Raw genomic sequence first — 16,881 nt, forward strand, 5'->3', positions numbered from 1 at the left:
ATTCCTTGACTTTGAAAACAAGATTTTATATACTCTCATTTCAATTTTTATAAATTGGTTAGTTTTTAACTAACGAGTTCTTTTTAAAGGAAATATTATGGAAAGAATTAGGCTTAAGCTAAAAGCTTATGACCATCGAGTACTAGACAGAACAGTTGCAGCAATCGTAGAAGCTGTTAAAAGAACAGGTGCGGATATTAGAGGTCCGATACCAATGCCTACTAAAATCAAACGCTATACAGTTTTAAAATCTCCACACATTAACAAAGATTCTCGTGAGCAGTTTGAAATAAGAATTCACGCGCGTATGCTAGATATAGTGGCAGCGACTCCAGATACAGTTGATTCTTTAACGAAGCTTGATTTAGCGCCAGAAGTAAGCGTTGAAGTAAGAGCTATGGGTAAGTAAGGATAAGATATGGAATATATTGTAGAAAAAATTGGAATGAGCAGAACAATTACTAATCCAAGTATCGCTGTAACTTTACTAAGAGTTGTAAATGCAAAAGTATGTGAAGTTGAAGGTGGAAAGGCTTTAGTAGCATATCCAAAAGGTAAAGCAAGTAATAAATGTGTCGCAGGACAACAAAAAAAATACAATCTTTCTGCAGAATACAATAGATTTGCGACTTTAGAAGTAGCAAATACTGAAGCAGGAGATTTAGATGAAACTCCATTAAATGAAGCAAAAATTTTAAAAGTAAGCTTTAACACTAAAGGTAGAGGTTATAGCGGTGTTATGAAGAGACATAACTTCGCAGGGGGTCCAGCAAGTCACGGTTCTAGATTTCACAGACGCCATGGATCTATTGGTAATAGAGAATGGCCAGGTCGTGTTCAACCAGGTATGAAAATGGCAGGACACTATGGAAATACTAAAGTGACCGTTAAAAACGAAGTTGTATCTTATGATGCTGAAAATAAAATTTTAGTAGTTAAAGGTGCAGTACCAGGTTATAATGGTGCTATGGGTAAAATAAGGATTGCAAAATGAGTAAAGTAGTTGTTTTAAATGATAAATTAGAAAAAGCAGGTGAACTTGATTTACCTTCAAAATATGCGGAAGTAAATCCACACAATCTTTACTTGTATGTAAAATCTTACCTTGCAAGTTTAAGAGCAAATACAGCTCATACTAAAGGTAGAAGTGATGTAAGTGGTGGTGGTAAAAAACCTTGGAGACAAAAAGGTCGTGGCGGTGCTAGAGCGGGTTCAACAAGAACTAACGTTTGGGTAGGCGGTGCGGTTGCTTTTGGTCCAACAAATGAAAGAAACTACTTCCAAAAAGTAAATAAAAAACAAAAAAGATTGGCGCTTGAAAGAGCTTTAGCAGATAAAGCAGCTAAAGGTGTGTTATTTACTGCTGATTCTTTGGCTATTGAAAGTGGTAAAACAAAAGATGCAAACGCTGTGATTAAAAAACTTGGCGTCAAAGATGCTTTAATCGTTAAAGATTTACTAGATGAAAAAACACTTTTAGCTTACAGAAATTTAGCAAATTGCTATGTAGTTGATGTAACTGAAGTAAATGCTTATTTAGTATCTGTATTTAATGCTGTTATTATGGAAAAATCAGCGTTAGAATCTATTACAAAAGAGGGATAATTATGGCAGATATTACTGATATAAAGACTATACTTTACACAGAAAAAAGTTTGAATTTGCAAGAGCAAGGTGTCGTAGTTATTCAAACTTCGCCAAAAATGACTAAAACAGGCTTAAAAGCGGTTTTAAAAGAGTATTTTGGTGTAACTCCAAAAAGCATCAATTCTTTAAGAATGGATGGAAAAGTTAAGCGTTTTAGAGGTCGTTTAGGTCAAAGAAACGATTATAAAAAATTCTATGTTAAGCTACCTGAAGGTGTTAGCTTAGAAAGTATGGAGGCTTAAGATGGCAATTAAAACTTATAAACCATATACTCCAAGTAGAAGATATATTACAGGTTTAAGCTCTGAAGATATTACAGCAAAACCAAGTGTACGCTCTTTACTTGTGAAACTTCCAGCACACGCAGGACGCAATAGCTACGGAAGAATTACAAGTCGTCATAAAGAAGCAGGAGCGAAAAAACTTTACAGAATTATCGATTTTAAACGTCGCAAATTTGGTATAGAAGGAAAAGTAGAAGCGATCGAATACGATCCATATAGAAATTGTAGAATTGCTTTGATTTCTTATAAAGATGGTGAAAAAAGATATATTCTTCAACCACGCGGACTCAGTGTTGGTGATATCGTTGCAGCTGCTGAAAGTGGACTTGATATAAAACCAGGTAATGCAATGAAACTTAAAAACATTCCTGTGGGTACTATTGTTCATAATGTTGAGTTAAAGCCAGGCAAAGGTGGTCAAATGATCCGCTCAGCAGGAGCTTATGCGCAACTTATGGGTAAAGAAGAAAAATATGTTATCTTAAGACTTGCAAGCGGTGAAATGAGACAAGTTCTAGCTGAATGTATGGCAAGTATAGGCGAAGTAGGTAACGAAGAATGGGCAAATGTGACTATCGGTAAAGCAGGTAGAAATCGCCATAGAGGTATCCGCCCACAAACTCGTGGTTCAGCTATGAACCCAGTAGATCACCCGCACGGTGGGGGTGAAGGTAAGAAAAATTCAGGCCGTCATCCAGTAACTCCATGGGGTAAACCAACCAAAGGTGCGAAAACTCGTCGTAAAAAAGCTAGCGATAAGCTAATAATTTCAAGAAGAAAAGGAAAGTAAGATGGCTAGATCACTAAAAAAAGGTCCTTTTGTTGATGATCATGTAATGAAAAAAGTCATCGCTGCTAAAAAGGCTAATGATAATAAACCTATTAAAACTTGGTCTAGAAGAAGTACTATCATTCCTGATATGATAGGTTTAACTTTCAATGTTCATAATGGCAAAAGTTTTATTCCCGTTTATATCACTGAAAATCATATCGGTTATAAACTTGGCGAATTTGCTCCAACACGCACATTTAAAGGCCATAAAGGTTCTGTGCAAAAGAAAATTGGTAAGTAAGGGATAAGATATGAGTAAAGCATTAATTAAATTCATAAGATTATCTCCAACTAAAGCAAGATTGATTGCTAGAGAAGTTCAGGGGATGAATGCAGAATTAGCTATGGCTAGTTTAAAATTTATGCCAAACAAGGGTGCCAAATATATCGCAAATGCAATTTCAAGTGCAGTAGCAAACGGCGGTTTTGAAGCGAACGAAGTAGTGGTAAAAAGTTGTCGTGTAGATGCTGGTGCTGTATTAAAAAGATTTAGACCACGTGCTAGAGGAAGTGCAAGCCGTATTAGAAAACCTACTTCACATATCTTAGTAGAAGTAGCGAAAGCGGAAGTTAAAACTGAAGCAAAAAAAGCAGTAGCTAAAAAAACTCCTGTTAAAAAAACAAGTACTAAAAAAGTAACGGCAGAAAAGGAAAGCTAATGGGACAAAAAGTAAATCCAATCGGTCTAAGACTAGGAATTAATAGAAACTGGGAATCAAGATGGTTTCCAACTAAGGCAAATTTAGTGGAAAATATCGGTGAAGATTACAAAATCAGAGCTTTCTTAAAAAGAAAACTTTATTATGCGGGAATCAGCCAAATTTTAGTAGAAAGAACTGCTAAAAAGCTTCGCGTAACTGTTGTAGCTGCAAGACCAGGTATTATCATTGGTAAAAAAGGTAGCGATGTTGATAATTTAAGAAAAGAATTGCAAGATTTAATCGGTAAAGATGTAAATATCAACATCAAAGAAGAAAGAAAAGCGGGTGCTTCAGCTCAACTTGCTGCTGAAAGCGTTGCAACTCAACTTGAAAAAAGAATCGCTTTTAGAAGAGCAATGAAAAAAGTAATTCAAGGCGCACAAAAAGCAGGTGCTAAAGGGATTAAAGTTTCAGTTTCTGGTCGTTTAGGCGGTGCTGAAATGGCAAGAACTGAATGGTATCTTGAAGGTCGTGTGCCACTTCATACTTTAAGAGCAAAAATCGATTACGGTTTTGCAGAAGCTAGAACTACTTATGGAAACATAGGTGTTAAAGTTTGGATCTTTAAAGGTGAAGTATTGCAAAAAGGCTTACAAACTGAAAAAACAGAAGAAAGTGCTCCAGCTAAAAAGCAAAGACGCACAAGAAGGAGTAAATAATCATGTTAATGCCAAAAAGAACTAAATATCGCAAAATGATGAAAGGGCGTAACAGAGGTTATGCTAATCGTGGAACTGAATTTACTTTTGGTGAATTTGCATTAAAAGCAACTGAAGCAGGACGCATTAATTCACGCCAAATTGAAGCAGCTCGTATCGCATTAACTCGTTTTGTTAAAAGACAAGGTAAAACTTGGATTAGAGTTTTTCCAGATAAACCTTTAACTAAAAAACCTTTAGAAACTCGTATGGGTAAAGGTAAAGGTGCAGTTGAGGAATGGGTAATGAATATCAAGCCAGGTCGTATTATTTATGAAATGGCAGGTGTGAGCGAAGAAATGGCTAGAGAAGCATTGACTTTGGCTATGCATAAACTACCATTTAAAACTAAGTTTGTTACAAGAGAGAGCCAAAATGAAATATACTGAGATTAAAGACAAAACAGCAGCTGAGCTTGCAACAATGCTAAAAGAAAAAAAGGTGCTTTTATTCACTTTAAAACAAAAGCTAAAAACAATGCAACTTACTAATCCAAAAGAGATTAGCGAAGTTAGAAAAGACATTGCTAGAATCAATACAGCAATTAACGCTTTAAAATAAGGATAAAAAATGGCATTTAAAAGAGAAATACAAGGCGTTGTTGTGAAAATCGCAGGTGAGAAAACAGCGAGTATTTTGGTTGAAAGAAAAGTGGTTCATCCAAGATATAGAAAAATTGTTAAACGCTTTAAAAAATATCTAATTCATGATGAGAGAAATGAAGTTAAAGTGGGAGATACCGTTGTGGCGGTTGAATGTAGACCACTTTCTAAAAGAAAATCATTTCGCTTAAAATCTGTATTAGCTACAGGAGTTGAGTAATGATTCAAAGTTTTACAAGACTTGCAGTTGCTGACAATAGCGGTGCAAAAGAATTAATGTGTATTAAAGTTTTAGGTGGTAGTAAAAGAAGATATGCTACTGTAGGCGATGTAATTGTTGCATCTGTAAAAAAAGCTTTACCAAATGGTAAGGTAAAAAAAGGTCAAGTAGTAAAAGCAGTTATCGTTAGAACTAAAAAAGAAATTCATAGAGATAATGGTTCTTTGATTCGTTTTGATGAAAATGCTGCAGTTATTCTTGATAACAAAAGAGAACCTATCGGAACTCGTATCTTTGGGCCAGTGGGTAGAGAAGTTAGATATGGTGGCTTTATGAAAATTGTTTCACTAGCACCGGAGGTATTATAATGGCGGTTAAATTAAAAATCAAAAAAGGTGATAGCGTTAAAGTTATCACAGGTGATGACAAAGGTAAGACAGGTAAAGTGTTAGCAGTATATCCAAAAACACTTAAAGTAGTTGTTGAGGGATGTAAGATTGCTAAAAAAGCTATAAAACCTAGCGAGAAAAACCCAAATGGTGGTTTTATCAATAAAGAAATGCCAATGGATATTTCCAATGTGGCAAAAGTTCAGGAGTAAGCGATGATGAGATTGAAAGAAAAATACGATCAAAGCATCAAACCTGCTTTGGTAAAAGAATTTGATATTAAAAATCCTATGCTTATCCCTGCGATAGAAAAAATCGTTATTAGCGTAGGTGCGGGTGAGCTTGCTAAAGATCAAAAAGTATTGCAAAATGTTGCAGATACTATTTCTTTGATAGCAGGACAAAAGGCTGTGATTACTAAAGCTAAAAAATCAGTTGCAGGATTTAAAGTGCGTGAAGGTTTTCCTGTAGGTGTAATGGTAACTTTAAGAAAAGAAAATATGTTTGCTTTTCTTGATAAATTAATTTCTATTGCTTTACCAAGAGTGAAAGACTTTAGAGGTTTAAGTAGAGATGGTTTTGATGGAAGAGGAAATTACAATTTCGGTCTTGATGAGCAGTTGATGTTCCCAGAAGTTGAGTATGATAAAATTTTAAGAACTCATGGTATGAACATTTCTATAGTTACAACAGCACAAAACGATAAAGAGGCACAAAAGTTGTTAGAACTTATCGGTGTGCCATTTACAAAAGGAAAGTAAGATGGCTAAAAAATCAATGATTGCAAAAGCGGCACGCAAACCTAAATTCAAAGTAAGAGGCTATACAAGATGCCAAATTTGTGGGCGTCCGCATTCGGTTTATAGAGATTTTGGAATTTGTAGAGTTTGCCTAAGAAAAATGGGTAATGAAGGCTTGATTCCAGGTCTTAAAAAAGCAAGCTGGTAAGGAAATAAAATGATAAATGATATAATTTCAGATTCACTAACAAGAATTCGCAATGCCGGAATGAGAAAGCTTGAAACAACCAAGCTTTTACATTCTAAAGTTGTAGAAGCTTTAGTTGGAATTTTCCAAGCTAAAGGGTATATTGAAAGTTTTAATGTTATCGAAGAAGATAAAAAGAAATTTATCAATGTAGTTTTAAAATACGATGAAAAAGGTAAAAGCGTTATTAACGAACTTAAAAGAGTTTCTAAACCAGGTCGTCGTGTTTATAAGGGTAAAGAAGAAATTAAAAGATTTAAAAACGGTTACGGTACTATCGTAGTTAGCACAAGTCGTGGCGTTTTAGCAAATGATGAAGCTTATAAAGCAGGTGTTGGCGGCGAAATTTTATGTACCATTTGGTAAAAATCTGCTTTTTATGGCATTGGGTATCCATTCTTTTAAAAAAGTAGAAATATCCTAGACAAATAAAAAGGAAAAATATGTCTCGTATAGGTAAACAACCAATCGCTATCCCTAGTGGAGTAGAGGTTAAACTAGAAGGAAATTTGCTTAAATTTAAAAAAGGAAATTTAGCAAAAGAGCTTGATACAAAAGCAAATGTAAATGTTGAGATTAAAGATAATAACATTCTTTTCTCTCCTAAAGGTGAAGATAGACAAAGTAGAGCATATTGGGGAACTTATAGAGCTTTAGCTTACAATATCGTTGTAGGCTTAACTCAAGGTTTTTCAAAAACTCTTGAAATCAACGGAGTGGGTTATAAAGCTGCTTTAAAAGGCAAAGTTTTAGAATTAAGCCTTGGTTTTTCACATCCTATCAACTATGATATTCCAGAAGGAATTGAAATCACTGTGGATAAAAACAATGTTATCATTAAAGGAAGCGATAAACAAGTAGTAGGACAAGTTGCTGCTCAAATTCGTGAATTTAGACCACCTGAGCCATATAAAGGAAAAGGCGTTAAGTATTCTGATGAACGCATTATCCGCAAAGCTGGTAAGACATCTAAAAAGTAAGGATAGGCAATGAGAGCAAATGTACTAAAAAGAAAACTAACTTTAAGAATTAAAAGAAAAAAAAGAATTAGAGCAAAAATTTCAGGATGTGAAAACTTCCCAAGAATTTCTGTTTTTAAATCAAATAGAACTCTTTATATCCAAGCGATTGATGATGTTAAAGCTGTAACTTTAGCAGCAGTAGATGGACGCAAACTTGGCGTTAAAGCAAACAAAGAAGGTGCTAAAAAAATCGCTACTGAATTTGCTAAAGTTTTAAAAGCTAAGCAAATAGAACAAGCTGTGTTTGATAGAAATGGTTATGTATATCACGGAGTAATTGCAGCATTAGCTGAATCTTTAAGAGAAAATGGTATTAGGCTATAAGGGGTAAATCGATGGAAAAATATAATAGAGAAGAATTTGAAGAAGTAATCGTCGATATCGGCAGAGTTACTAAGGTTGTTAAAGGTGGTAGAAGATTTAGATTTACTGCTTTAGTTATTGTTGGAAACCGCAAAGGTTTAGTAGGTGTTGGTTATGGCAAGGCTAAAGAAGTTCCTGATGCTATTCGCAAAGCAGTTGATGATGCATTTAAAAATATCGTTGAAGTAAAAACTAAAGGATCAACTATTGCTCACGATGTTGAAGTAAAATACAATGCAAGTAGAATTTTACTTAAACCAGCTAGCGAAGGTACGGGAGTTATCGCGGGTGGTTCTACTCGTCCTATCGTAGAGCTTGCGGGTATTAAAGATATCTTAACTAAGTCTTTAGGTTCAAATAACTCAGCTAACGTGGTTCGTGCTACAATCAAAGCTTTAACAATGCTAAAAGGATAAGAAGATGAATTTGACAAAAGCAGCGGGATCAACGCATAAAACCAAAAGAATAGGCCGTGGCCAAGGAAGTGGAATGGGTAAAACCGCCACTAAAGGGGGCAAAGGTCAAACCGCTAGAAAGGGTTATAATGAAAAAAGAGGTTTTGAAGGAGGTCAGCAACCTCTTCAAAGAAGATTACCAAAAGTTGGTTTTACTTCTAAAATCGCAAAACCTTATGTGATTAATGTTGAAAAAATCACAGCCGTAAAAGAGCTTAATGAAATTACAATTGAAAGCATCAAAAGCGTTCATAAAATTTCAAAGTCTGTTACTAAAATTAAATTAATCGGTGCAAGTGCAAAAGACTTAGCATCAAAAATTAAAGACGAGAATATCAGCGTCACCGGATCAAAATAATGAATAAGGCATTGACGAATAAGATTTTAATCACCTTAGCTTTCTTGTTTGCTTATAGGGTTCTGGCTTATGTGCCAGTTCCTGGCGTCAATGCTGATGTGATTGCGGAATTTTTTAACAATAATCAAAACAATGCTTTGGGTTTATTTAATGTTTTTAGTGGTGGGGCAGCAGAACGCTTTTCTATCATTTCTTTAGGTATTATGCCTTATATTACTGCTTCGATTATCATGGAGCTTTTAGCAGCTACTTTCCCAAATATCGGTAAAATGAAAAAAGAACGCGATGGTATGCAAAAATATATGCAAATTATCCGTTATGCAACTATAGTAATCACTTTAGTTCAAAGTATCGGTGTGGCTATAGGACTTCAAAGTTTACATGGAAGAGGTGGAGCAGGCGCTATAATGATAGAAAATTTAAATATGTTTATTGCGCTTTGTGCAATTTCTATGCTCGCGGGAACTATGCTTTTGATGTGGATAGGTGAACAAATCACACAAAGAGGTATAGGAAATGGTATTTCTTTGATTATTTTTGCAGGTATTGTTTCAGGAATTCCAAGAGCTATTTCGGGTACAGTAGGACAGATAAATTCAGGCGAAATGAATTTCTTAACCGCTTTTGTTATCCTTGCTTTGATTTTAATCACTATTGGCGTGATTATATATGTAGAGCTTGGAGAAAGAAGAATTCCTATTTCTTACTCGCGTAAAGTAGTAATGCAAAATCAAAATAAGCGTATTATGAACTATATTCCAATTAAAATCAATTTAAGTGGAGTTATTCCGCCGATTTTTGCTAGCGCTATTTTAATGTTTCCTACGACTATTTTGCAAACAAGTACAAATCCGTATTTGCAAGCTATCAATGACTTTTTGAATCCAAATGGTTATTTATTTCATGTTTTGACTTTCTTGTTTGTGATTTTCTTTGCGTATTTTTATGCTTCTATAGTATTTAACGCTAAGGATATAGCGGAAAATCTTAAAAAACAAGGGGGTTTTATCCCTGGAATTCGTCCAGGCGAAGGGACAGCAAATTATCTTAATGAAGTAGCTTCTCGTCTTACTTTATCGGGTTCTATTTATTTAGGACTTGTAGCAACCTTGCCTTGGGTTTTGGTTAAATTCATGGGTGTACCTTTTAATTTTGGAGGTACTTCTGTATTGATTGTAGTTCAAGTTGCATTGGATACAATGAGAAAAATTGAAGCTCAAATTTATATGAATAAATACCAAACCTTAAATGCAATAGGTTTATAAACTTTTAACACAAGGAGGAGATATCTCCTTGTGTTTTATACTTTCTATAAAAAGCGATTTTTCATCTTTGTTTTAAAAATAAAAATACAATACAAACTATAAAATTTAAAATAGCCCATATTAAAAACGCATCAACAAGTCCTAATTGTCTTACTATAGGCTGAGAGATAATCGGGCTTAAGAATTGCCCTAAAAATATACAACTAGCTAAAATTCCATAAGCTCTAGCTCGTGCATTTTCAGGACAGATTGAAAAAAGATAAGCAGTGTTATTTACAAGCATGATACCTCCACCCATTCCAAGCAAGGCTAAAGCAAATAAAACAGCGATAAAATCATCGATCAAAAAGAGTATCAAAAAAGAACAGCCCACAATGAATAAAGTAGCAATATAAATCATTTTAATACTTAAAAAACGCATGATATATTTGTAACTTAGAGAAAAAATACCATAACAAAGTGCAGAAATTGACATTGAAATCCCTATAAATTTAGGATCTAAGCCTAGATGCTCTTCTATATAATAAGGAAGTTGTGTAGGGGATATATAATAAACCACCATGATAAAAAATCCTATAAAATAAATAGGAAAAAATTTCCAGTAATTAGTTTTTTCTTCTATCTTTGTATGATTGTAAAATTTAAATTTTCTTGGCTCAAAAAGATAAATCATGGCTATGAGGGTGATTAAAATTCCAAGCCCATAAACCAAAAAAGGATAACGCCAAGAATAACTCGAAACAAAGCCCGCTATAGAGATAAACACTGCACCACCTACCGCACAAAAAAATCCTTGAAGACTTAAAGCATTTTCTCTACGGTTAAAGCCACCACGACTATAATAATCTCCCAGCAAAGCCGAAGCACCCGTCATTATAAAAGCCGTTGCCATACCAAAAATAGCTCTTGAAGTCAGTATAGCATAAATATCATTTAAGAAAAAGCCACTTACTCCAGCAAGTGTCCAAGCAATCATTGCAGGAAAAACAAATTTTAATTTACCCAGTTTATCCATTAAAATTCCTGCAAAAGGAGATAAAATCACAACGAAAATAGCAGGTAGGGTTAATACTAAACGCACTAAAATATCAAGATGTGCTAGGGTAAAATTTGTTTGCATATTTGCACCTGATTGGATTAAAATATCTTCAAAATGTCTATTGATTGCAGGCAGTGCTGATGAGATTACCACGCTTCCTAGCATAGTCATTGCCGCCATGGAAAATACTGCGATTTTAAAGCCTGATTTTTCTGTGATCTCAACCATTTTTTTATCTAATTTTGTATCATTGGGGTGAAATTTATAAGATTTTTTCTTCATATTTGAACCTTTTTAGTTTTATTATACTCAAAAAATTTTCTTTTGTATTTAAAATTACTTCTATTTGTAATTTATACTCCTGTTTTTCATTTGTATAGATAAAATATCTTTCATTATAAGTAGAATTTCAAAAATTTTTAGCTAAATTCAGCTTTTAATTTTTTATAGAAATTATTTATCTTTAATTATTAATAGTATTTTTAATGAAATTTACAAAGGCAGTAGCAAATGAAAAAAAATTTGATCATAGTCGAATCTCCTGCAAAAGCAAAAACTATAGGCAATTTTTTGGGCAAAGAATATGAAGTCATAGCTTCTAAAGGGCATATAAGAGATTTACCTAAATCAAGTTTTGGTATAAAAATAGAAAATGATGAATTTATCCCTGAGTATAGAATCACAAGTGATCATAGCGCCTTAGTTAAAGAACTTAAAAGCAAAGCTAAAGATGCCAAAGAAGTCTATCTTGCAACGGATGAAGATAGAGAAGGAGAGGCTATAGCCTATCATATTGCAAAAGCTATAGGAAAAGATGAAAACACCTTACCACGCATTGTTTTTCATGAAATCACTAAAAGCGCTATAGAAAATGCTTTAAAAAATCCAAGAAAATTAAACATGCACTCTGTAAATGCTCAGCAAACCAGACGTCTTTTAGATCGCATTGTAGGGTATAAGCTCAGCCCTTTATTAGGACAAAAAATTCAAAGAGGACTTAGTGCTGGGCGTGTTCAAAGTGCGGCTTTAAAGATCATAGTCGATCGTGAGAAAGAAATTCGTGCTTTTGTTCCTTTAGAATATTTTAGTATAGATATGATATTTCAAAAGGATTTAAATACAGAACTTGTCGAATTTGATAAAGCAAAGATAGAAAAGCTTACTCTTACAAATAAAGATCGTGCAAAGCTTGTTTTTGAAGCGTGTAAAAATGAAAATTATGCTATAAGCGATATAGAAAGCAAAGAAAGAAAAATCGCTCCGCCGCCTCCTTTTATGACTTCAACCTTACAACAAAGTGCCAGCAATCGCCTTGGTTTTAACCCTAAAAAAACCATGATGATAGCTCAAAAGCTCTATGAAGGAGTAAATACCCATGAAGGCGTGATGGGGGTTATTACTTATATGAGAACCGATAGTTTAAATTTAGCCAAAGAAGCAGTAGAAAATGCAAGAAAATTCATACAAGCAAATTTTGGCAAAGACTATCTTCCAAGCAAAGCAAATGTATATACTACAAAGACTAAAGGCGCTCAAGAAGCTCATGAAGCTATACGCCCTACAAATTTAAGTTTTACTCCAGAAATTGCGGCTAAATTTTTAGACAAAGATGAGTTAAAACTTTACACACTTATTTATAATCGCTTTTTAGCCTGTCAGATGAGTCCTGCTATCTCTCAAACTCAAAATGTATTTGTAAAAAATGATAGAGCAGTTTTTAAAATAAGCGGTAGAAAAATCCTTTTTGATGGATATTATAAAGTTTATGGTGATATGGATAAGGATAAAATTTTACCCAATTTTAAAATAGGTGAAAATTTAAAAATACAAAATTTAGAAATGAACTCACATTTTACCGAACCACCTTCAAGATATTCCGAAGCAGGACTTGTAAAAAAACTTGAAAGCTTAGGCATAGGTCGCCCTTCTACTTATGCGCCGACTATTTCTATACTTACAAGCCGTGATTATGTAAAAATCGATAAAAAACAACTCATTCCTAGTGAAGTCGCTTTTAGTGTAACTGAAGTGCTTGAAAAGAATTTCAGTGATATAGTAGATAGTAAATTTACTTCAAATCTTGAAAATACTTTAGATGAGATTGCAGAAGATAAAGCTAATTGGCAAGAAACTTTGAAAGAATTTTATTATCCCTTTATGAGGAAGGTTGAAGAAGGAAAAACAAAAATTGCAAGCCAAAAAACGGTGACTAAATTGGGTGAAAATTGCCCTGATTGTGGTGGTGAACTTGCGATTAGAAAAGGGCGTTTTGGAGAATTCGTAGCTTGTTTAAATTTTCCAAAATGCAAATACTCAAGAAATTTAAAAAATGAAAGCAAGAATGAAGCTGAAGTAAGTGCTAGCAAGGCTAAAGCAAAGGGCATAGGCATTACTTGTCCAAGTTGCAAAGAGGGTGAGATAGTAGAGCGCCTTTCAAAACGCGGTAAATTTTATGGTTGTAGTGCTTATCCAAAATGTAATTTTATAAGTAAATATAAACCAAGCGATGAAAAATGTGAGGAATGTGGAGAAAATTTAGTGATAAAAGAGCTAAAAAAAGGCACATTCTTAGAATGTTTAAAATGCAAAATTAAAAAAGAAATAAAGGATTAATCATGCAAATCATGCTTTGTGCTATTTCAAATATAGCCAGTGGAAATTGTTCTGAAGATTGCAAATACTGCACCCAAAGTGCTTATGTAAAAACAAATATACAAAAATACCGTCAAAAAGAAATTTCACAAATTGTTTTAGAGGCCAAGATAGCTAAGAAAAATGAAGCTTTGGGTTTTTGTTTGGTTACGGCAGGCCTTGGACTTGATGATGAAAAACTCGAATATGTTTGCAAAGCAGCACATGCAGTACAAAAAGAAGTGCCTAATTTACTTCTTATAGCCTGTAATGGTATGGCAAGCGTGGAGCAATTAAAAGAGCTTAAAAAAGCAGGAATTTTTTCTTATAATCACAATCTTGAAGCTTCAAAAGAATTTTTTCCACAAATTTGCACCACTCATACTTGGGAAAGTAGATTTCAAACCAATTTAAATGCCAAAGAAGCAGGACTTATGCTTTGTTGTGGTGGAATTTATGGTATGGGTGAGAGTGAAGAGGATAGACTAAGTTTTAGAAAATCTTTGCAAGAATTGCAACCTTTTTCAACGCCTATTAATTTTTTTATAGCCAATGAAAATTTAAAACTACAAGTTCCAAAATTAAGTGCTGATGAGGCTTTAAAAATTATAAGTGATACTAAAGAAGCTTTGCCTAATACTGTGGTTATGGTAGCAGGAGGTCGTGAGGTGGTATTGCAAGAAAGACAATATGAAATTTTTAAAGCAGGTGCAGGTGCTATTGTAATAGGAGATTATCTTACTACAAAAGGTGAAGAACCAAGTCGTGATATAGTAAAACTTAAAGAAATGGGATTTACTTTTGCATCCGAGTGTCATTGATTCACAGGGTTTAATTGATCTACAAATTCTTATTGTTATAGCTTTATGTTTACTATTTTCTCCGCATATAGCTAAAATTTTGCGCTTACCGATTTCAGCTACTGAAATCATTTTGGGCGCACTTATGGCGTATTTTGGTTTTATAGGTAAGAGTGAAAATTTTACTATTTTAGCTAATGTGGGTTTTTATTATCTTATGTTTATAGCGGGTATGGAAGTCAATTTGCGCGCTTTTTTTAATATGGATAAAGAAATTGCCAAAAAAAGCTTTTTTTATATCATATTGCTTTATTCTTTTTCATCGGCTATAGTATGGGTTTTTGAACTTTCTTTCGTGTTTGTTTTGATTATTCCGGTTATGAGCGTGGGGCTTTTATCCTTGCTTTATAAGGACTTTGGTAAAGAGTGTTACTGGCTTAATACAGCTATGATAGTAGCAACATTAGCTGAGGTTGTTTCCATAGTGCTTTTAACCATAGCTGGAGCTTTTTTACGCGAGGGGACAAATATTATCGATGTAGTACAAAGCATTTTATATCTTAATATATTTTTAGGGCTTTGTTTGCTTGGTTTTAAAGTTTTAGGTGTGCTTTTTTGGTGGTATCCCCAACTTAAAGTCGTGCTGATGCCTTGGGAAGATAAAAATGAAAAAGATATAAGATTTTGTATGGCAATTTTTATTTTGATTATCGTGGCTATGATTATTACAAAGCTTGAAATCGTTTTAGGCTCTTTTATTGCAGGTTCTTTTATCGCAACTTTTTTTGACCATAAAAAGGATTTAGAGCATAAACTTTCTAGTTTTGGGCATGGTTTTTTAATTCCGATTTTTTTTATCCATATAGGAACTACTTTCGATCTTAAAATGATTTTAGAATATGAAATCGTATTTGATGCTATTTTGCTGATGTTTGTGATGGTAGGTTTGAGAATTTTGTGTGCCAGTGTTTTTTGGAAAAAAATTGGCTTTCAAAATATGGTTTTATTTGGACTGAGTCACTCTATGCCTTTGACTCTTCTTATCGCTACTGCTACGCTAGGATATTCAGGAAAAGTTATCAGCGAAGAACTTTATTCGGCGCTAATTTTAACAGCTTTATTTGAAGCTATTGTTGTGATGAGTGCGATTAAATTTATTTCAAATATTAAAAAGTAATCTAAATAACACAGGTTACTTTTTTACTCAAAAAGGTTAATGAATTTTAAAATTATTGACAATGAAAAAGTTGAAAATCGCCTTTTTTAGCTAGAATTACTAAAAGTAAAGATTAAAAAAGGAGCAAAAATGTCAAATTCTGTTACTGTAACTGACAATAGAAATGGTAAAAGCTACGAATTCCCTATATATGATGGTACTACTGGTCCAAGTGTTGTGGATATGGGGAGTTTTTATAAACAAACAGGAATGTTTGCTTATGATGAAGGTTTAACTTCTACAGCTACTTGTAAATCAAAAATTACTTATATTGATGGTGAAGAGGGTGTTTTAATGCACCGTGGCTATCCTATAGAATGGCTTGCTGAAAATAAACTTTTTTTAGATGTAGTGCATCTTTTACTCTATAAAGAACTTCCAAGCAATGAAAGACTTGAAGCATTTAGATATGAGCTTAAAAAACGCTCTTATATACATGAGGGTATGCATCGTCTTTTTGATTCTTTCCCTGATAATGCTCACCCTATGGCCGTTTTACAAGGCGCTGTTTCATCTCTTAGTGCTTTTTATCCTGATCATTTAAATATGAATGTTAGAGAAGAGTACATGGAAATGGCTGCTAGAGTTGTAGCAAAAATTCCTACTATAGTAGCCGCTGCTTATCGTTATAAAAATGGTTTTCCTATGGCTTATCCTAATTTAGATCGTGGATTTACTGAGAACTTTTTATATATGTTAAGAACCTATCCTTATGATCATGTTGAGCTTAAACCTATAGAAGTAAAAGCACTCGATACTGTATTTATGCTTCATGCAGATCATGAACAAAATGCTTCTACTTCTACTGTTCGTGCCGTAGGTTCTACTCATGCGCATCCTTATGCATGTATTTCAGCAGGTATTGGAGCGCTTTGGGGTCATGCTCATGGAGGTGCAAATGAAGGCGTTATTAGAATGCTTGAGGAAATAGCTACTGTTGATAGGGTGGATGAATTTATAAAAAGAGCAAAAGATAAAAATGACCCATTCCGCTTGATGGGCTTTGGGCATAGGGTTTATAAAAATTTTGATCCGCGTGCAAAAGTACTTAAAAAGCTTCGTGATCAATTAATCGATGAGTTAGGTATTGATACGAATTTGATTAAGGTGGCAACTCGTATAGAAGAGATTGCCTTGCAAGATGATTATTTTGTACAAAGAAATCTTTATCCAAATGTAGATTTTCATAGCGGCTTAATTTTAAAAGCTCTAGGAATTCCAAATGAAATGTTTGCAACGCTTTTCGTGATCGGACGTACACCAGGCTGGATAGCACAATGGATAGAGCAAAAAGAGCAAGAAACACTAAAAATTGTTCGTCCAAGACAGCTTTACCTTGGAGAAACCAGTAAAATTTAAATGATTGTGTGAA

26 protein-coding genes are annotated in these 16,881 nt (G+C 33.9%); 25 read left to right on the forward strand and 1 reads right to left on the reverse strand.

All coding sequences use genetic code 11. From position 1 onward, the window contains the following. Positions 1-97: 97 nt before the first annotated feature. The 21 genes from rpsJ to secY all read left to right on the forward strand — a co-directional run bounded on the left by rpsJ (position 98) and on the right by secY (position 9,823). Positions 98-409, forward strand: a complete 312-nt coding sequence (gene rpsJ, locus KAR88_RS07590) for a 30S ribosomal protein S10 (RefSeq protein ID WP_002779353.1) — start codon at positions 98-100, stop codon at positions 407-409. A 9-nt stretch (positions 410-418) separates the two neighbouring features. Next, positions 419-994 carry a 50S ribosomal protein L3 gene (gene rplC, locus KAR88_RS07595; protein ID WP_002779987.1) on the forward strand — a complete coding sequence of 192 codons (576 nt, stop codon included), beginning with the start codon at positions 419-421 and terminating at the stop codon, positions 992-994. Further along, positions 991-1,605: a 50S ribosomal protein L4 gene (rplD, locus tag KAR88_RS07600; RefSeq protein WP_002783544.1), complete on the forward strand. Its 615-nt coding sequence runs from the start codon at positions 991-993 to the stop codon at positions 1,603-1,605. Before rplC ends, rplD begins: the two co-directional genes overlap by 4 nt. A gap of 2 nt (positions 1,606-1,607) precedes the next feature. Further along, entirely contained in the window at positions 1,608-1,889 is a 282-nt protein-coding gene (locus KAR88_RS07605) for a 50S ribosomal protein L23 (RefSeq protein ID WP_002779990.1), read from the forward strand. 1 nt (position 1,890) lies between these two features. Continuing rightward, positions 1,891-2,721, forward strand: coding sequence for a 50S ribosomal protein L2 (gene rplB / locus KAR88_RS07610; RefSeq protein ID WP_002779445.1), 831 nt, complete (start codon positions 1,891-1,893; stop codon positions 2,719-2,721). Position 2,722: 1 nt separating this feature from the next. Continuing rightward, positions 2,723-3,004: a 30S ribosomal protein S19 gene (gene rpsS, locus KAR88_RS07615; protein ID WP_002779444.1), complete on the forward strand. Its 282-nt coding sequence runs from the start codon at positions 2,723-2,725 to the stop codon at positions 3,002-3,004. Between the two features lie 10 nt (positions 3,005-3,014). Continuing rightward, positions 3,015-3,422 (forward strand): 50S ribosomal protein L22, encoded by a 408-nt coding sequence (gene rplV / locus KAR88_RS07620; RefSeq protein ID WP_002779996.1) that lies wholly within the window; start codon positions 3,015-3,017, stop codon positions 3,420-3,422. Further along, positions 3,422-4,123 (forward strand): 30S ribosomal protein S3, encoded by a 702-nt coding sequence (gene rpsC, locus KAR88_RS07625; protein ID WP_002779442.1) that lies wholly within the window; start codon positions 3,422-3,424, stop codon positions 4,121-4,123. Before rplV ends, rpsC begins: the two co-directional genes overlap by 1 nt. A gap of 2 nt (positions 4,124-4,125) precedes the next feature. After that, positions 4,126-4,551 (forward strand): 50S ribosomal protein L16, encoded by a 426-nt coding sequence (rplP, locus tag KAR88_RS07630; RefSeq protein ID WP_002779441.1) that lies wholly within the window; start codon positions 4,126-4,128, stop codon positions 4,549-4,551. Beyond that, positions 4,538-4,723, forward strand: a complete 186-nt coding sequence (rpmC, locus tag KAR88_RS07635) for a 50S ribosomal protein L29 (RefSeq protein ID WP_002779440.1) — start codon at positions 4,538-4,540, stop codon at positions 4,721-4,723. Before rplP ends, rpmC begins: the two co-directional genes overlap by 14 nt. A gap of 9 nt (positions 4,724-4,732) precedes the next feature. Further along, positions 4,733-4,984, forward strand: a complete 252-nt coding sequence (rpsQ, locus tag KAR88_RS07640; RefSeq protein ID WP_002779439.1) for a 30S ribosomal protein S17 — start codon at positions 4,733-4,735, stop codon at positions 4,982-4,984. Beyond that, the gene (gene rplN / locus KAR88_RS07645) at positions 4,984-5,352 is read left to right on the forward strand and encodes a 50S ribosomal protein L14 (protein ID WP_002779438.1); all 369 of its coding nucleotides are present in this window, start codon (positions 4,984-4,986) and stop codon (positions 5,350-5,352) included. Before rpsQ ends, rplN begins: the two co-directional genes overlap by 1 nt. Then, positions 5,352-5,585: a 50S ribosomal protein L24 gene (gene rplX, locus KAR88_RS07650; RefSeq protein WP_002779437.1), complete on the forward strand. Its 234-nt coding sequence runs from the start codon at positions 5,352-5,354 to the stop codon at positions 5,583-5,585. The genes rplN and rplX overlap by 1 nt, the downstream gene beginning before the upstream one ends. Before the next feature lie 3 nt (positions 5,586-5,588). After that, positions 5,589-6,134, forward strand: coding sequence for a 50S ribosomal protein L5 (rplE, locus tag KAR88_RS07655; protein ID WP_002779435.1), 546 nt, complete (start codon positions 5,589-5,591; stop codon positions 6,132-6,134). Position 6,135: 1 nt separating this feature from the next. Further along, positions 6,136-6,321: a type Z 30S ribosomal protein S14 gene (locus tag KAR88_RS07660; protein ID WP_002779433.1), complete on the forward strand. Its 186-nt coding sequence runs from the start codon at positions 6,136-6,138 to the stop codon at positions 6,319-6,321. Between the two features lie 9 nt (positions 6,322-6,330). Then, positions 6,331-6,726, forward strand: a complete 396-nt coding sequence (rpsH, locus tag KAR88_RS07665; RefSeq protein WP_002779432.1) for a 30S ribosomal protein S8 — start codon at positions 6,331-6,333, stop codon at positions 6,724-6,726. A 77-nt stretch (positions 6,727-6,803) separates the two neighbouring features. Then, a complete protein-coding gene (gene rplF, locus KAR88_RS07670) occupies positions 6,804-7,340 on the forward strand; it encodes a 50S ribosomal protein L6 (protein WP_002779430.1) in 537 nt (178 codons plus the stop codon). 9 nt (positions 7,341-7,349) lie between these two features. Beyond that, positions 7,350-7,706 (forward strand): 50S ribosomal protein L18, encoded by a 357-nt coding sequence (gene rplR / locus KAR88_RS07675; protein ID WP_002779429.1) that lies wholly within the window; start codon positions 7,350-7,352, stop codon positions 7,704-7,706. An 11-nt stretch (positions 7,707-7,717) separates the two neighbouring features. After that, a complete protein-coding gene (rpsE, locus tag KAR88_RS07680; protein WP_002779428.1) occupies positions 7,718-8,161 on the forward strand; it encodes a 30S ribosomal protein S5 in 444 nt (147 codons plus the stop codon). Between the two features lie 4 nt (positions 8,162-8,165). Further along, on the forward strand, positions 8,166-8,558 hold the full coding sequence (rplO, locus tag KAR88_RS07685; protein WP_002783551.1) for a 50S ribosomal protein L15: 393 nt from the start codon (positions 8,166-8,168) through the stop codon (positions 8,556-8,558). After that, positions 8,558-9,823 carry a preprotein translocase subunit SecY gene (secY, locus tag KAR88_RS07690; protein ID WP_002779426.1) on the forward strand — a complete coding sequence of 422 codons (1,266 nt, stop codon included), beginning with the start codon at positions 8,558-8,560 and terminating at the stop codon, positions 9,821-9,823. The genes rplO and secY overlap by 1 nt, the downstream gene beginning before the upstream one ends. A gap of 61 nt (positions 9,824-9,884) precedes the next feature. Here the strand turns inward: secY and KAR88_RS07695 are convergent, their stop codons facing one another. Continuing rightward, entirely contained in the window at positions 9,885-11,144 is a 1,260-nt protein-coding gene (locus tag KAR88_RS07695) for an MFS transporter (RefSeq protein ID WP_002789821.1), read from the reverse strand. 228 nt (positions 11,145-11,372) lie between these two features. Here KAR88_RS07695 and topA point away from each other — a divergent pair, with 228 nt between their 5' ends. The 4 genes from topA (at position 11,373) to KAR88_RS07715 (ending at position 16,868) form a co-directional block, all read left to right on the forward strand. Further along, complete coding sequence (gene topA / locus KAR88_RS07700; RefSeq protein ID WP_002789823.1) at positions 11,373-13,475, forward strand: type I DNA topoisomerase; 2,103 nt, start codon at positions 11,373-11,375, stop codon at positions 13,473-13,475. Between the two features lie 2 nt (positions 13,476-13,477). Continuing rightward, positions 13,478-14,314 (forward strand): biotin synthase, encoded by an 837-nt coding sequence (locus KAR88_RS07705; RefSeq protein WP_002779423.1) that lies wholly within the window; start codon positions 13,478-13,480, stop codon positions 14,312-14,314. Beyond that, positions 14,295-15,470 carry a cation:proton antiporter gene (locus KAR88_RS07710; protein WP_002780007.1) on the forward strand — a complete coding sequence of 392 codons (1,176 nt, stop codon included), beginning with the start codon at positions 14,295-14,297 and terminating at the stop codon, positions 15,468-15,470. The genes KAR88_RS07705 and KAR88_RS07710 overlap by 20 nt, the downstream gene beginning before the upstream one ends. Positions 15,471-15,599: 129 nt before the next feature. Beyond that, the gene (locus KAR88_RS07715) at positions 15,600-16,868 is read left to right on the forward strand and encodes a citrate synthase (RefSeq protein ID WP_002779421.1); all 1,269 of its coding nucleotides are present in this window, start codon (positions 15,600-15,602) and stop codon (positions 16,866-16,868) included. Positions 16,869-16,881 lie beyond the last annotated feature (13 nt).

The organism is Campylobacter sp. JH23, from assembly GCF_017846595.1.
Lineage (GTDB): Bacteria > Campylobacterota > Campylobacteria > Campylobacterales > Campylobacteraceae > Campylobacter_D > Campylobacter_D coli.

Bases quoted from the DNA above. Each gene is read 5' to 3' on its own strand.
- rpsJ (WP_002779353.1), top strand. From the start codon at position 98: ATGGAAAGAATTAGGCTTAAGCTAAAAGCTTATGACCATCGAGTACTA.
- rplC (WP_002779987.1), top strand. From the start codon at position 419: ATGGAATATATTGTAGAAAAAATTGGAATGAGCAGAACAATTACTAAT.
- rplD (WP_002783544.1), top strand. From the start codon at position 991: ATGAGTAAAGTAGTTGTTTTAAATGATAAATTAGAAAAAGCAGGTGAA.
- KAR88_RS07605 (WP_002779990.1), top strand. From the start codon at position 1,608: ATGGCAGATATTACTGATATAAAGACTATACTTTACACAGAAAAAAGT.
- rplB (WP_002779445.1), top strand. From the start codon at position 1,891: ATGGCAATTAAAACTTATAAACCATATACTCCAAGTAGAAGATATATT.
- rpsS (WP_002779444.1), top strand. From the start codon at position 2,723: ATGGCTAGATCACTAAAAAAAGGTCCTTTTGTTGATGATCATGTAATG.
- rplV (WP_002779996.1), top strand. From the start codon at position 3,015: ATGAGTAAAGCATTAATTAAATTCATAAGATTATCTCCAACTAAAGCA.
- rpsC (WP_002779442.1), top strand. From the start codon at position 3,422: ATGGGACAAAAAGTAAATCCAATCGGTCTAAGACTAGGAATTAATAGA.
- rplP (WP_002779441.1), top strand. From the start codon at position 4,126: ATGTTAATGCCAAAAAGAACTAAATATCGCAAAATGATGAAAGGGCGT.
- rpmC (WP_002779440.1), top strand. From the start codon at position 4,538: ATGAAATATACTGAGATTAAAGACAAAACAGCAGCTGAGCTTGCAACA.
- rpsQ (WP_002779439.1), top strand. From the start codon at position 4,733: ATGGCATTTAAAAGAGAAATACAAGGCGTTGTTGTGAAAATCGCAGGT.
- rplN (WP_002779438.1), top strand. From the start codon at position 4,984: ATGATTCAAAGTTTTACAAGACTTGCAGTTGCTGACAATAGCGGTGCA.
- rplX (WP_002779437.1), top strand. From the start codon at position 5,352: ATGGCGGTTAAATTAAAAATCAAAAAAGGTGATAGCGTTAAAGTTATC.
- rplE (WP_002779435.1), top strand. From the start codon at position 5,589: ATGATGAGATTGAAAGAAAAATACGATCAAAGCATCAAACCTGCTTTG.
- KAR88_RS07660 (WP_002779433.1), top strand. From the start codon at position 6,136: ATGGCTAAAAAATCAATGATTGCAAAAGCGGCACGCAAACCTAAATTC.
- rpsH (WP_002779432.1), top strand. From the start codon at position 6,331: ATGATAAATGATATAATTTCAGATTCACTAACAAGAATTCGCAATGCC.
- rplF (WP_002779430.1), top strand. From the start codon at position 6,804: ATGTCTCGTATAGGTAAACAACCAATCGCTATCCCTAGTGGAGTAGAG.
- rplR (WP_002779429.1), top strand. From the start codon at position 7,350: ATGAGAGCAAATGTACTAAAAAGAAAACTAACTTTAAGAATTAAAAGA.
- rpsE (WP_002779428.1), top strand. From the start codon at position 7,718: ATGGAAAAATATAATAGAGAAGAATTTGAAGAAGTAATCGTCGATATC.
- rplO (WP_002783551.1), top strand. From the start codon at position 8,166: ATGAATTTGACAAAAGCAGCGGGATCAACGCATAAAACCAAAAGAATA.
- secY (WP_002779426.1), top strand. From the start codon at position 8,558: ATGAATAAGGCATTGACGAATAAGATTTTAATCACCTTAGCTTTCTTG.
- KAR88_RS07695 (WP_002789821.1), bottom strand. From the start codon at position 11,144: ATGAAGAAAAAATCTTATAAATTTCACCCCAATGATACAAAATTAGAT.
- topA (WP_002789823.1), top strand. From the start codon at position 11,373: ATGAAAAAAAATTTGATCATAGTCGAATCTCCTGCAAAAGCAAAAACT.
- KAR88_RS07705 (WP_002779423.1), top strand. From the start codon at position 13,478: ATGCAAATCATGCTTTGTGCTATTTCAAATATAGCCAGTGGAAATTGT.
- KAR88_RS07715 (WP_002779421.1), top strand. From the start codon at position 15,600: ATGTCAAATTCTGTTACTGTAACTGACAATAGAAATGGTAAAAGCTAC.